This window comes from Enterococcus sp. AAFC-DPL-5146, from assembly GCF_058216635.1.
In genome coordinates, this window is the sequence record NZ_CM177103.1 from 1,759,513 (window position 1) to 1,772,937 (window position 13,425).

Consider the following 13,425-nt stretch of genomic DNA (forward strand, 5'->3'; position numbering starts at 1 on the left):
ATTGCTTTCACGAGCGCATCACATATCCTGTTCCACGAACGGTTTGAATGTAGCTTTCTTCACCTGGAACATCGATTTTATTACGTAGATAACGGATATACACATCAACAACATTGGTTTCAACTTCTGTTTCGTATCCCCAAACTTTGTTTAATAATACATCACGCGCTAAAACAACATTGACATTTTCCATTAATGTTAGTAATAGCTCATACTCACGTTTCGTTAATTCGATCATTTCAGAATTACGACGTACCACACGATTTTCTTTTTCAATCGTTAAATCACGGTAAGTAATCGTAGTTTGTTTAGCCACATTCTTGTCACCTTCGATGTCAATTCGACGAAGTAAAGCACGTAAACGAGCTAATAGTTCTTCAATGGCGAATGGTTTTACAATGTAATCGTCCGCTCCATGATCTAAACCTGAAACTCGATCAATGACAGAATCGCGTGCAGTCATCATGATGATTGGTGTATTTTTCACTTGGCGTATACGTCGACAAACTTCAAGCCCATTTAATTCAGGCAACATCAAATCTAAAAGGATAGCATCCCAATCATTATTTAAAGCCGCTTCTAAACCAGTACGTCCATTGTAGTGAACTTCTGCAACGTAACCCTCATGTTTCAGTTCTAGTTCTACAAAACGCGCTAAGTTCTTTTCATCTTCAATAATTAGAATATTACTCATTGGTTATTTGTCCTTTCTCTTTAAAAGCTATCTTAAAGCCTACCCATTATACCCACTTTTAACTTAAAAAGCTAGCAACAACCTATTTTTTACCTAAAATGGAGAGAAAACCATGAGAAATCTTTGAATCCCATGGCTCTTCAACATATTATTCTTCGTTATACCAACTATAGTGGTATGTTCCTTCTTTATCAACACGTTGATACGTATGAGCACCAAAATAATCTCTTTGTGCTTGAATGATATTAGCTGGTAAACGTTCTGAACGATACGAATCGTAGTATGCAATTGCTGAAGCAAATGTCGGAACTGGAACGCCTGCTTGAACAGCGATTGACACAACATCACGAACAGATTGTTGGTATTTTTTCGTAATTTCGATAAAGTAATCATCTAGTAATAAGTTCTCAATTGTTGGGTTTTTATCATATGCATCTGTGATTTTTTGTAAAAATTGAGCACGGATGATACAACCTGCACGCCAGATTTTAGCAATTTGACCAAAAGGTAAATCCCAATCATAATCTTCTGAAGCTACACGTAATTGAGCGAATCCTTGTGCGTAGCTCATGATTTTACTGAAGTAAAGAGCTTCACGAATTTTTTCGATCAATTCTTTTTTGTCACCTTGATATTCAACTTTAGCTGGTTTAGCTAAAACTTTGCTTGCTTTAACACGTTCATCTTTATAAGCAGAAATGAAACGAGCAAAAACAGATTCAGTAATCAATGGTAGTGGAACACCTAAATCCAACGCACTTTGACTTGTCCATTTTCCTGTTCCTTTATTTCCAGCAGCATCTAAAATTACGTCAACGATTGGTTTGCCTGTTCCTTCGTCGTCCTTGCGTGTTAGAATATCAGCGGTAATTTCTACAAGATAGCTATCTAGTTCGCCTTGATTCCATTCTTTGAAAATCTCAGCCATTTCATCAACAGAAACTCCAAGAATATTTTTCATTAAATCATATGATTCAGCAATCAATTGCATGTCACCATATTCAATCCCGTTATGCACCATTTTAACATAGTGACCAGCGCCATTTGGACCAATGTAGGTAACACATGGCTCGCCGTCTTCTGCTTTTGCTGAAATTTTCTCTAAAATAGGTGCAACTAATTCATACGCTTCTTTTTGACCACCAGGCATAATAGAAGGTCCTTTTAATGCGCCTTCTTCCCCTCCTGAAACACCAGTCCCGATAAAGTTGATTCCTGAATTAGCTAACTCTTCATTTCTACGGATTGTATCTTTAAAGAATGTATTTCCACCGTCGATCAAAATATCCCCTTTATCTAAATGAGGCAATAACTCTTGAATCGTTGCATCTGTTGCAAAACCAGCTTGAACCATCAACATGATACGACGTGGTTTTTCAATAGAGTCTACAAACTCTTCAATTGTGTAAGTCGCTTTAAAATTTTTATCTGGATGCTCTTCTACGACATCTGTTGTTTTTGAACCTGTACGGTTAAATAGAGCAACTGAGTACCCTCTACTTTCGATATTTAAGGCTAAATTTTTTCCCATTACGGCCATTCCGACTACGCCAAATTGTTGTTTTGTCATCTTGTATCCTCCCACTATCTTAAAAAAAAGTTCATTAGAATTTTCTTATAATCTACATCATTATAACGTAGAATGCTTGATATGAAAACAAAATAGTTCGATTTATTCTTCTTTATTTTTTTATAGTTCTTGCAATTCAATGGATTGATTAATTAGCTTGGGTATTTCTAGTCAAAATAAATCCCCTAGGCTCCATGGTTAGCCTAGGGGATTTTAACATTTTCAAAAAAATGTTTTATGCTTCTTTAGAGACTACGTCTTTTCCATCGTAATGACCACATGCTGGACATACGTGATGGCTTTTTCTCATTTCACCACAATTTGAACATGCGTTCAAACCTTTGATTGTTAATTTGTAATGAGTACGGCGTTTGCCCTTTTTAGCTTTTGAAGTTCTTCTAGCTGGTACTGCCATTGGTGTTCCACCTCCTTGTAAAGATGCGTGCATTAAATGCACGATATATTCCAATCTTACTGATTATCGTCTTCATCAGATGTTTCACTGAATAATTCGGATAATTTAGCAAGACGAGGATCCATTGTTTGTTGTGCTTCTTCTTGTCTTTTCTGTAAGTAATCTTCTTCTGATAGAACTTCCCAGTCATTGCCTTTTGGCATATCATGACTTATTTGCTCTTCTTCTGACAATACTTGAATCGGAATAGACAAAAGAATGTTGTCTTCGACGGACTCATCTAAATCAATCGTTGGTTTTTCCAACAAGATGATTTCTTCATCAGGCATTCGTAAATCTCTGCTCTGATATTGCTCAGGAGTCATAAAGACCTCATCAACATCGATCGTCATTGCTAGCGGAACAGGTGTCAGCGAACGTGAAGATGGAACTGTTACAATAACATCTATTCTATAATGAAGCAAATACTCTTCTTTTCCTACAGTTAATATCCCGGTTGCTTTAACAGGACTAACATCTAGAATCAGATCATCTCTTTTCATCAGGGACGTTTTTAAATCAAGTGTCTCTGAAAATTCACATGGTTTGTCTTTGTATTTGTTTAGTTCTAGTAAAGACCATTTCATATTCATCACCTCATAACGCAACAAAAGCAATTATACAGGGGGATGAAAGCTTTGTCAATGAAATTTTCTTGACAGTATTTTCTTCTTTCATTTTTTTCAAAACTTCTTGGTTTTATTCTGTATTTTTAATGGTAAAATAAATAAAAGGAGGAGTTGTATGAAAGCATTTGAATTTGAAAATGTCTCTTTTATTCGGGATAAAAAGACATTGTTAAATAACGTAAGCTGGAAAGTTGGATCCGCTGAAAATTGGGCGATTCTTGGATTGAATGGCGCTGGTAAGACGTTACTTTTACAATTGATTTGTGGTTATTTGTGGCCGTCCAAAGGTCGCTTGACGGTTTTGGGTCAGGTATTTGGTCAAGCTTCCATTCCAGAGTTACAACGAAGAATTGGTTGGGTCAGCACAGCGTTGCAGTACCGTATGAAAAATAGCGAAACCGCTGAAAAAATTGTTCTTTCCGGAAAATTTGCCAGTATCGGTATTTATCAGCGTTATACTCAAGAAGAGTTAGAACAAGCAAAAAACATTTTAATAAACGCTGGTGGTGAATCACTCATCGGAAAAAGATATGAGGTTTTATCTCAAGGGGAACGTCAATTAGTTCTGATTTCCAGAGCCTTAATGACTAATCCAGAATTATTGATTCTAGATGAACCTTGTAATGGGCTAGATTTATTTGCTAGAGAAAAGCTATTATCCCAGATTCAGCAGATCGCAGAGCAAGAAAATCATCCTACGCTACTTTATGTCACTCATCACACAGAAGAAATACTCCCATGTTTTAATCGTTTAATGCTTCTAAAAAATGGAGCAATCTTCGCTGAAGGAACACAAAAAGAACTTTTTAATGAAGAAAAGCTAGCTTCCTTTTATGCTGAACCGATTCAAATTATTCCATTAAAAGATAATCGTTTTGCTGTTTATCCCAAATAAAAGAAGGAATCACCATGATGTAGACAAACTATTTTTGAAAAATCAGATGAAAAAAATAGTTTGTCTCTTACTTTATAACAAATGTATCCATCAATATTTATACGTAGTGACCTCTATGCTACAACTCACTATAAGTAAGCGAGAAAGGCAGGTATCGTATGAAAATATCCGTTTATGTTGCAAGTGGATTTAGTAAGGATAATAAAGGAGGAAATAAAGCAGGTGTTGTACTGTTTGAGAATACATTGAACACTACTCAAAAAATGACAATTGCTAAACAACTAGGCTATGCAGAAACCGCATTTATATCAGAATCGGAAATTGCTGATTATAAATTTGACTATTTTACTCCCAAAGAAGAAGTTGATTTATGTGGTCACGCCACAATTGCCTCTTTCACGATACTGATGCATTTAAATAAACTCTTCAGAAATCACTATACAATTGAAACAAATAGTGGTGTTCTTACTATTACCATAAAAGATGGCATCATATTCATGGAACAAAACAAACCGACATTCTATGATGTTCTTTCTCCAAACGAGTTCAGCGACTGCTTTGACATTAACGCTATAGACAATAAATCTCCCATTCAAATTGTTTCAACTGGTTTAAAAGATATTTTAATTCCTATAAAAAACGAACTATGTTTACATGAACTGCAACCTAATTTTAAAAAAATTCAAGAAATCAGCAAGCATTATAATGTTGTTGGGATGCATCTGTATACATTTAATGACGATCGAATGATATGTAGAAATTTCGCTCCACTATTCGACATCAATGAAGAAGCAGCCACAGGAACTTCAAATGGTGCATTAGCTTGCTACCTTTATAAACAGCAACACTTGCAAAAAGAAGTCTATGTATTTGAACAAGGTTATTCTTTAGACTCACCTTCTGAAATATTAGTTAGGTTAGTGACCAACAATAAAAATGAAATTGAAAAGGTTTACGTTGGAGGCAAAGGTTACTATTGTGAAACCAAGTGCTTAAATGTAGAAAACACTAAGTGAAAATAAAAAAGTTGAAAAAATATTTTTTCAACCTCATACTGTAGACAAAAAGGAGCTGGTTTAATTACCAACTGCTTTTTTCTACCTATTCAAATAGATAACGATAGTTATTCTTCTGTTTGTTTAAATCTTTCAATCGCTGTTAAAAACTTCTCCCCATACTTATCCAACTTATTCTGTCCTACCCCTTTTACTTGTAGTAATTGAATTGAATTTTTAGGTAGTTTTTCGCACATTTCTTTCAATGTACTATCAGAGAAAATTAAATATGGCGGTACACCTGCTTCTTGTGCTAAATCCATCCTCAATTCTCTTAACGTTTCAAATAAGCCATCATTAACTACTGAAACTTTTCTAACACGCTGATCTTCTTTTCTAAAAACTGTCTGCTGACCTAAAAGGACTTTAACCCCTGTCGGCGACACAGACAACAAAGGATATTGACCATCAGACGGATTCAAATATCTCTCAGCTGTAAGATAGTCAATCAATTGATTCACTTCTTTTTGCGTTCGATCTTTCATTAATCCATAGGTAGGCAAACGGTCAAAATGCCACTGATCGATTTTTTGGTCTTTTGATCCAGTTAATACTTTTCCAACTAACCCTTTACCAAATTTTTCACCCATTCGTTTCACACAAGATAAAACTTTTTGGACATCCACAGTGATATCGACCAATTCTCTTTCGTCTAAACAATTAGAGCAACGACCGCAATCAGATCCTTTTTCTCCAAAATAACGTAAAATAAACTTCTGCAAGCACATTTGTGCATTTGCATATTGTGACATTTCTCTTAACTTCATATATTCTTTTTGCTTATAATCAATTGTCATTTCCGATTGATCGATAAAAAATTGTTGAATCTGCAAATCTTGTGGTGCATAAAGTAAAACGGCATCACTTGGTAATCCGTCTCGGCCTGCCCGACCCGCCTCTTGATAGTAAGACTCAATATTTCCAGGGATTTGAGCATGAATGACAAAACGCACATTACTTTTATTGATCCCCATACCAAATGCATTTGTCGCAACCATCACTTGTATCTGATCAAATAAAAACTGTTCTTGATTTTGATTCCGTTCTTTCTCGTTCATCCCGCCATGATACCTGCCAACAGCAATTTTTTTACTCTGAAGCAAGTGATAGATCCGTTCAACTTCTTTTCTGGTACTAGCGTACACGATACCTGATTGTCCTTGATTCAACTTCAAGTACTCTAAAAGAAACACATCACGATTCTGATCTTTAACAACTTGAAATGATAAATTCTCACGAGCAAATCCTGTTTGGATCTGATTGTCTTTTGGGATGTGCAATTGTTGAAGGATATCTTCTGCTACTTGAGGTGTAGCTGTAGCAGTTAAGGCAATCACGGTTGGCTGTTGCTGAAATTGTTCAATGATCTCAGCTAAACGAAGATAGCTAGGGCGAAAATCATGTCCCCATTGAGAGATACAGTGTGCCTCGTCAACCGCCAATAAATCAATCGGTACGTGTAGCAATAACTGTTGAAAATCAAAAGATTCTAAACGCTCTGGCGCCACATATAAAAGTTTAACTTCACGATTTACAGCCATTTGAACACGATTATTCATCTCTTGTTGAGAAATCGTACTATTAATAAATGTTGCAGGGATCCCCATCATATTTAACGCATCCACTTGGTCTTTCATTAAAGAAATCAGTGGTGAGATTACTAACGTCAAATTTTCCAACATCAGTGCAGGCAACTGGTAGCAAATCGACTTTCCACCACCTGTAGGCATAATCCCTAAAACATTTTCTTTATGTAAAACATGATTGATAATTTCTTCTTGTCCTTGACGAAATTCGTCATATCCAAATTTTTCTTTTAATAAGTCTTTAGTGCCAATCATGAAATTCTCTCCGTTCTTTGTGTCTGGTAGTTATTTTAGCATGGGCTATTAGCCAATTCAAGAGCGCTTTTCCTATAGCGTGAAACAATTCGCACCGTGTGAAACATCTCTGCTTTTTTTCTAAAAATTAAAACCTTTATTTTTCAAGCTTTCTAAGATAAGATACGCAATTTTTCGACTTATTTACTAAAAGTTATCCACAAAAAAAGATGGAACAAAACGATTTAAGTTTTGCTCCATCTGCTTAGTCTATTAAACTATTTTTTCTTTTTACTAGCTTTTTCGCGTTCGTTTTTATTAAGAATTTGTTTTCTTAATCGAATGCTTTCTGGTGTTACTTCACAATATTCATCTTCATTCAAGAACTCTAATGATTCTTCTAATGTAAGGATTTTTGCTTTTTTGATTACTGATGTTTGGTCTTTGTTAGCAGAACGAACGTTTGTCATTTGTTTTGCTCTTGTGATATTTACAGTCAAGTCATTATCACGGTTGTTTTCACCGATAATCATTCCTTCGTAAACATCAGTTGTAGGTTCTACAAAAACTGTTCCACGTTCTTCAATACTCATGATACTGTAAGTAGTTGCTTTACCTGTATCAATAGATACCAACGCGCCTTGATGACGTCCGCCAATTGACCCTTGAATCATAGGTAGATATTGATCAAATGTGTGATGCATGATACCGTATCCGCGAGTCATTGACAAGAATTCAGTTGTATATCCAATCAAACCACGCGCTGGCGCTAAGAAGATCAAACGAATTTGACCATTACCAGTATGGATCATGTCTTGCATTTCACCTTTACGTAAGCTTAATGACTCGATAACGCTACCCATGTACTCTTCTGGTGTATCAATTTGAACACGTTCAAATGGTTCACATTTCACGCCTTCGATTTCACGTTCAATAACTTCTGGACGAGATACTTGTAATTCGTATCCTTCACGACGCATGTTTTCAATCAAGATTGATAAATGTAATTCGCCACGACCTGATACTGTCCATGAATCTGGTCCGATTGGTTCTACACGTAGAGATACATCTGTTTGTAATTCTGCCATTAAACGTTCTTCGATTTTACGAGAAGTTACGTATTTACCTTCACGACCGGCAAACGGCGAGTTGTTTACTAAAAAGGTCATTTGCAATGTTGGTTCATCGATGTGCAAGATTGGTAACGCTTCTTGGTGTGCTACGTCTGCAACTGTTTCACCAACAAAGATATCTTCCATACCAGAAACGGCAATTAAATCGCCTGCTTTTGCTTCATTGATTTCAACACGTTGTAATCCAAAGAAACCAAAGATTTTAGTAACACGGAAGTTTTTCACGCTACCATCTAATTTCATTAAAGCAACTTGGTCGCCAACTTTCATTGTTCCACGGAACACACGGCCGATACCAATACGTCCAACGTAATCATTGTAGTCTAATAATGATACTTGGAATTGTAATGGTTCATCTGAATTATCAATTGGTGCTGGTACGTGTTCAATGATTTGATCAAAAATTGGTGCCATTGTTGGTTCTTGGTCTTCTGGGTTATCAGAATCGCTTGAAGTTCCATTTAAAGCTGATGCATAAATAACTGGGAAATCCAATTGCTCATCATCCGCACCTAATTCGATAAATAATTCTAAGACTTCATCAACAACGTGTTCAGGACGCGCTGAAGGTTTATCAATTTTATTTACAACAACGATTGGTGTTACTTTTTGTTCCAATGCTTTTTTCAATACGAAACGAGTTTGAGGCATCGTTCCTTCGTAGGCATCAACAACTAAAACTACACCATCGACCATTTTCATGATACGCTCAACTTCACCACCGAAGTCCGCGTGTCCAGGTGTATCCAAAATGTTGATACGAGTGCCTTTGTAATCAACTGCTGTATTTTTAGCTAAAATCGTGATTCCACGTTCGCTTTCAATAGCATTTGAATCCATCGCACGTTCTTGTAATTGTGTGTGTCCATCTAAAGTATCTGATTGCTTTAATAATTCATCTACTAATGTTGTTTTACCATGATCGACGTGGGCGATGATTGCCACGTTTCTAATATCTTCTCTGTATTTCAATGTAATTGCTCCTTATCCTTTTGCCTTACGTCACTTGTTCATTAAATCCGACTTTTTATTATACCAAATTTTTTTCATGAAATATAGTCTAAAGCTTTCAAAAGTTATGAAAATTTCATATTTTATTACTATTTTTTGAAAAAGTAACACAATTTCCGAAAAAAATCAACGATTCTTTCTATAGATTTTGCTTTTTTTAGCTTAACGTTTCACTAGCTATATGATTTTGAATCTCTTCGTATGCTTTAGGTGTTGCTGCTAAAAAATACTCTCTCTTTGAAAAGGACAAAGGACTTCCATTCAAATTAGAGTATTTAAACCCAAATTCTTCTATTAAAACCAAACCTGCAGCATAATCCCACGGGCTTAAATTAGAAAGATAGCCAATGTGATTTCCTTTTAGCATCGCAATTAGTTCAACCCCAGCACAACCGCTAATTCTCACACCCATACTTGCACGACCAATTTCTTTTGCAGAATAAATATTTTCGCCGTACATATAAGCATTCATTCCCAACAAACCTTCCGATAAAGATAGATTCTTTGGAGCAGTCATTTTCTGATCATTCAAAAAGACACCACGGTTTTTACCACCCCAATATAATTCGTCTTTCATCACATCGTAAATAAACCCAAGCTGTCCAACACCTTCTTCAAAAACAGCAATCATAATACAAAAATTTTCCTGTTCCATCACAAAATTCATCGTACCATCGATTGGATCAATGATCCAAACACGTCCAGATAGCGAATCAATCGTACTAAATTCTTTTTCCTCTGCTAAAATTCGATCTTCTGGATAATGTTGATTGATTTTATTAATAAAAAAAGCTTGTGTTTCTTCATCAATATTTGTAACTAAATCTGTTCTTCCAGATTTTTGTGATACAGTTAGCTGATTGGTTAGGCTCACTCGGATATAACCAGCTGCTTCGTTTAACCATTCTTTGATTTCAATGATCATTTTTTCAGTTGTCATTTTAGCCAACTCCTAGTTTCAATCTACCTGATTCTTGTTTTTTAGCTTGCTGAACCGTTCGATATAGCGAATAACCAGATGCTTTTTGAAATTCATTGCCTAAGCGCTTTTCTTCTCCAATACTTTTGACCACCGTTTTAAATGCTTTGTATTTATTCAAAAAAACACCTGTATCGATCCCTGCTTCATTGGCTTCTTCCACCGCTGACCACATATTAGTAACAATCACCATTTCATCTGTCGACCAATCTAAATCTAAGGGGTATTGATAGTCTTTCATGTTTTCACCTCATTGTCTACTATTTAATAACGTCTAAAATATATTGCTATGACCTGTTACTCTGTTTTCTTCCTTTTAAAGTTTCCCAAAATCGGCAAGAATAAAACACCTTTTTCTACTTCTACTTTTTGAGCAGAATAAATCCCAGCATTTCCTGAACACATGTAACTAATCAAACAAATCATAAATAAAAATAATGCCGCCTCACTGCCAAACAACTCGATGCCCATAATAAAGCAAGCAATCGGCGTATTCGTCGCTCCAGAAAAAACACCAATAAAGCCTAATCCTGCTAAAAACGGAATAGAAAGATGAAGAACCATTGCTAAACTGCTACCTAAAGTTGCGCCAATTTCAAATAAAGGAGTCACTTCTCCACCCTGAAACCCCGCTCCTAATGATAACACCGTGAAAAAAAGCTTACCTAAAAAATCAAACCAGAGGCTATCACCGTTAAATGCATCCTTTAACAATGGTAGGCTTAGTCCCAAATAACGATGAGTTTGTAAAATAAAAACAGCCACCACTACAACAGCTCCACCAATGAAATTTCGAAAAACAACATTTTCAAACCAGTTAGCATAAACCTTTTTAAGAAACACGATTGATCGACTAAATACCCAACCAATCACGCCAAAACAAATACCAGCAATCACTATTTTAACAAACAATAACAAGGACCAACTGGGAATTTGTCCAATGGCATAATGCGTATGCGTTACACCAAAAGATTCAGTCACAAAATTAGCAAAAAATGCAGCAAAAAAGCTAGGGAAAAGTCCATCTGATCGCAAACGGCCAATCACTAAAACTTCCAATCCAAAAATCGTCCCTGCCAAAGGTGTGCCAAACACAGAGCTAAACCCTGCACTGATTCCACTAATAATTACGATTTCTCTTTCAACTTTATCTAAACGAAAAAGCCGACCTACAGCATCTGCTACTGTTCCCCCCATTTGTACAGCTGTTCCTTCTCTACCAACTGAACCGCCAAACAAGTGTGTCGTAATTGTCCCAAATAACGTTAAAGGAATTAAGCGCAAAGGAATATTTTCTTGTTCACCATTTGCTTGATCAATTACAAGGTTATTCCCTCGAATCGAATTTCCACCGAATTTTTTATATAAAAAAGCAAAAATAGCGCCACCGAATGGTAACAAAAACAAAAGCCAAGGATTATCAAGCCTCATTTTTGTCACTACATCTAAACTTTTCAGAAAAAATGCTGACAAGGCTCCCATAAACAAGCCGATCAATGATGCAATCACTAACCACTTAGTCATATATACGCCTATCTTAACTGGTGTATGTATTTTGTCTTCCATTCTTTTCAGCTCCTTAAAAACATATTGACTATTCTATAATACCACTTCTGAAATCTATACTGGTAAATTATAATAGTTTTTGCTAAAAAATTGAATCCTAATCTTGTAAAACAAAAAAAATGTGCTACTATAAATAGGAAATTTTTTTATTTTCCTATTAAATTTATCAAACTTTATATTGTTGTTTCCTGTTAAAGCTGTAGAGAAAATCGAGTAACAGATTGTTCTCTCAAAGATGAAAGGATGTTTTCATTGAAAGAATTAACACATGGGAATCCTGCAAAACTACTATTTTTATTTACGATCCCTCTATTGATTGGTAATATTTTCCAACAGTTTTACAATATGGCTGACATGATTATCGTTGGTCAAACGTTAGGAAAAGATGCTCTAGCAGCTGTTGGTTCTACTGGCAGCATTACTTTTTTGATTATCGGTTTTGCACAAGGTTTAACGGCTGGCTTATCCATTATAACGTCACAACGTTTTGGCGGCCAAGATTATCGCGGTGTGAAAAAAAGTTTTGCTACTGGCATTATCATTAGTGCAATCGTGACGATTGTCTTAACTGCTTTAAGTTTGATCTTTGTTCGTCCCATGCTTTTACTTATGCAGACACCTAAAGAAATTATTGATGATGCTCAGACATTTATTTCGATTATTTTTCTTGGCATTTTTGCTGCAATGGCTTTTAATCTTCTATCAAATGTGATTCGTGCTTTAGGAGACAGCCGGACACCGCTTCTATTTTTAATTATTGCTAGTATTATTAACGTTGTTTTAGATTTGATTTTAATTATCAATTTTCATATGGGGGTTGCTGGCGCTGGGATAGCCACGGTTACAGCACAAATCATTTCAAGTGTTTTGTGTGTACTTTATATTCGCTGGAAAATCCCTAATCTTCAATTACGTAAGAAAGATTTTTCTATTGATAGACATGACTTTCGTGTTCATTTAAACATTGCGTTGCCTATGGCTTTTCAGTCATCAATCATTGCAATTGGTGCAATCATCTTACAGGCAGCTTTAAATAGTTTGGGCACAGATGTAGTGGCCGCTCAAGCAGCTTCTGGAAAAATCGAACAATTTGCGACGCAACCAATGATGTCATTTGGTATCGCTATGGCAACTTTCACTGCCCAAAATTTTGGTGCTAAAAAGTATAAACGAATTTTGCAAGGCGTTAATCAGTGCTTAATAATGAGTATTGGCTTTAGTCTTTTGGCCGGAGGAATTGTTATTATCTTTGGACAAAATCTAGTTACGCTTTTTGTCAGCGGAAAAGAAACTGAGGTTCTTCAGTTGTCTCAAACCTATTTTAATGTAAATGGCAGTATGTATTGGTTGTTGGCAATCTTGTTTATTATTCGCTATACGCTTCAAGGTCTTGGTCAAAGTGTGATACCAACAATAGCTGGGATTATGGAATTGATTATGCGATCATTTGCAGCTATTTTTTTAACAGCCTCTTTAGGATTTGTCGGAGCAGCTTTAGCCTCTCCACTTGCTTGGGCTGGTTCTGTAATTGTTTTGCTAGCTTCTTATTTCAAAGCAATGAAGCATTTAAAAAAATTAGAGTATGAACAAGAACTTGAATTGAACTAGTTATTTCCTTA

At 35.8% G+C, this 13,425-nt stretch carries 12 protein-coding genes; 3 read left to right on the forward strand and 9 right to left on the reverse strand.

Annotated features, from left to right (window positions below; all coding sequences use genetic code 11):
• Positions 1 to 7 precede the first annotated feature (7 nt).
• The 4 genes from AC4BB2_RS08010 to AC4BB2_RS08025 form a co-directional block, all read right to left on the reverse strand.
• Positions 8 to 694 carry a response regulator transcription factor gene (locus AC4BB2_RS08010; protein ID WP_069634651.1) on the reverse strand — a complete coding sequence of 229 codons (687 nt, stop codon included), beginning with the start codon at positions 692 to 694 and terminating at the stop codon, positions 8 to 10.
• Positions 695 to 842: 148 nt separating this feature from the next.
• Positions 843 to 2,264, reverse strand: a complete 1,422-nt coding sequence (gene gnd, locus AC4BB2_RS08015) for an NADP-dependent phosphogluconate dehydrogenase (protein ID WP_490472421.1) — start codon at positions 2,262 to 2,264, stop codon at positions 843 to 845.
• 235 nt (positions 2,265 to 2,499) lie between these two features.
• Positions 2,500 to 2,679, reverse strand: coding sequence for a 50S ribosomal protein L32 (gene rpmF, locus AC4BB2_RS08020; protein WP_069634653.1), 180 nt, complete (start codon positions 2,677 to 2,679; stop codon positions 2,500 to 2,502).
• A gap of 56 nt (positions 2,680 to 2,735) precedes the next feature.
• On the reverse strand, positions 2,736 to 3,305 hold the full coding sequence (locus AC4BB2_RS08025; RefSeq protein ID WP_490472422.1) for a YceD family protein: 570 nt from the start codon (positions 3,303 to 3,305) through the stop codon (positions 2,736 to 2,738).
• A 157-nt stretch (positions 3,306 to 3,462) separates the two neighbouring features.
• Here AC4BB2_RS08025 and AC4BB2_RS08030 point away from each other — a divergent pair, with 157 nt between their 5' ends.
• A complete protein-coding gene (locus AC4BB2_RS08030; protein WP_490472423.1) occupies positions 3,463 to 4,242 on the forward strand; it encodes an ABC transporter ATP-binding protein in 780 nt (259 codons plus the stop codon).
• A 158-nt stretch (positions 4,243 to 4,400) separates the two neighbouring features.
• Positions 4,401 to 5,258: a PhzF family phenazine biosynthesis protein gene (locus AC4BB2_RS08035; RefSeq protein WP_490472424.1), complete on the forward strand. Its 858-nt coding sequence runs from the start codon at positions 4,401 to 4,403 to the stop codon at positions 5,256 to 5,258.
• 107 nt (positions 5,259 to 5,365) lie between these two features.
• On the opposite strand, the gene recQ is transcribed toward AC4BB2_RS08035, so the two are convergent.
• From recQ to AC4BB2_RS08060, 5 genes are all read right to left on the reverse strand, one after another.
• Entirely contained in the window at positions 5,366 to 7,138 is a 1,773-nt protein-coding gene (gene recQ, locus AC4BB2_RS08040; protein ID WP_490472425.1) for a DNA helicase RecQ, read from the reverse strand.
• A 257-nt stretch (positions 7,139 to 7,395) separates the two neighbouring features.
• Positions 7,396 to 9,222, reverse strand: coding sequence for a translational GTPase TypA (gene typA / locus AC4BB2_RS08045; protein WP_490472426.1), 1,827 nt, complete (start codon positions 9,220 to 9,222; stop codon positions 7,396 to 7,398).
• Positions 9,223 to 9,418: 196 nt separating this feature from the next.
• Complete coding sequence (locus AC4BB2_RS08050) at positions 9,419 to 10,201, reverse strand: inositol monophosphatase family protein (protein WP_490472427.1); 783 nt, start codon at positions 10,199 to 10,201, stop codon at positions 9,419 to 9,421.
• A 1-nt stretch (position 10,202) separates the two neighbouring features.
• The gene (locus AC4BB2_RS08055) at positions 10,203 to 10,481 is read right to left on the reverse strand and encodes a UPF0223 family protein (protein WP_490472428.1); all 279 of its coding nucleotides are present in this window, start codon (positions 10,479 to 10,481) and stop codon (positions 10,203 to 10,205) included.
• Positions 10,482 to 10,537: 56 nt separating this feature from the next.
• Positions 10,538 to 11,806 (reverse strand): voltage-gated chloride channel family protein, encoded by a 1,269-nt coding sequence (locus AC4BB2_RS08060; RefSeq protein WP_490472429.1) that lies wholly within the window; start codon positions 11,804 to 11,806, stop codon positions 10,538 to 10,540.
• A gap of 252 nt (positions 11,807 to 12,058) precedes the next feature.
• On the opposite strand from AC4BB2_RS08060, the gene AC4BB2_RS08065 reads away from it, so the two are divergent.
• A complete protein-coding gene (locus tag AC4BB2_RS08065) occupies positions 12,059 to 13,414 on the forward strand; it encodes an MATE family efflux transporter (RefSeq protein ID WP_490472430.1) in 1,356 nt (451 codons plus the stop codon).
• Positions 13,415 to 13,425 lie beyond the last annotated feature (11 nt).

Coding starts and splice junctions, on each gene's coding strand:
- AC4BB2_RS08025 (WP_490472422.1), bottom strand. CDS start 3,305: ATGAAATGGTCTTTACTAGAACTAAACAAATACAAAGACAAACCATGT.
- AC4BB2_RS08010 (WP_069634651.1), bottom strand. CDS start 694: ATGAGTAATATTCTAATTATTGAAGATGAAAAGAACTTAGCGCGTTTT.
- rpmF (WP_069634653.1), bottom strand. CDS start 2,679: ATGGCAGTACCAGCTAGAAGAACTTCAAAAGCTAAAAAGGGCAAACGC.
- AC4BB2_RS08055 (WP_490472428.1), bottom strand. CDS start 10,481: ATGAAAGACTATCAATACCCCTTAGATTTAGATTGGTCGACAGATGAA.
- AC4BB2_RS08030 (WP_490472423.1), top strand. CDS start 3,463: ATGAAAGCATTTGAATTTGAAAATGTCTCTTTTATTCGGGATAAAAAG.
- AC4BB2_RS08035 (WP_490472424.1), top strand. CDS start 4,401: ATGAAAATATCCGTTTATGTTGCAAGTGGATTTAGTAAGGATAATAAA.
- AC4BB2_RS08050 (WP_490472427.1), bottom strand. CDS start 10,201: ATGACAACTGAAAAAATGATCATTGAAATCAAAGAATGGTTAAACGAA.
- gnd (WP_490472421.1), bottom strand. CDS start 2,264: ATGACAAAACAACAATTTGGCGTAGTCGGAATGGCCGTAATGGGAAAA.
- recQ (WP_490472425.1), bottom strand. CDS start 7,138: ATGATTGGCACTAAAGACTTATTAAAAGAAAAATTTGGATATGACGAA.
- AC4BB2_RS08060 (WP_490472429.1), bottom strand. CDS start 11,806: ATGGAAGACAAAATACATACACCAGTTAAGATAGGCGTATATATGACT.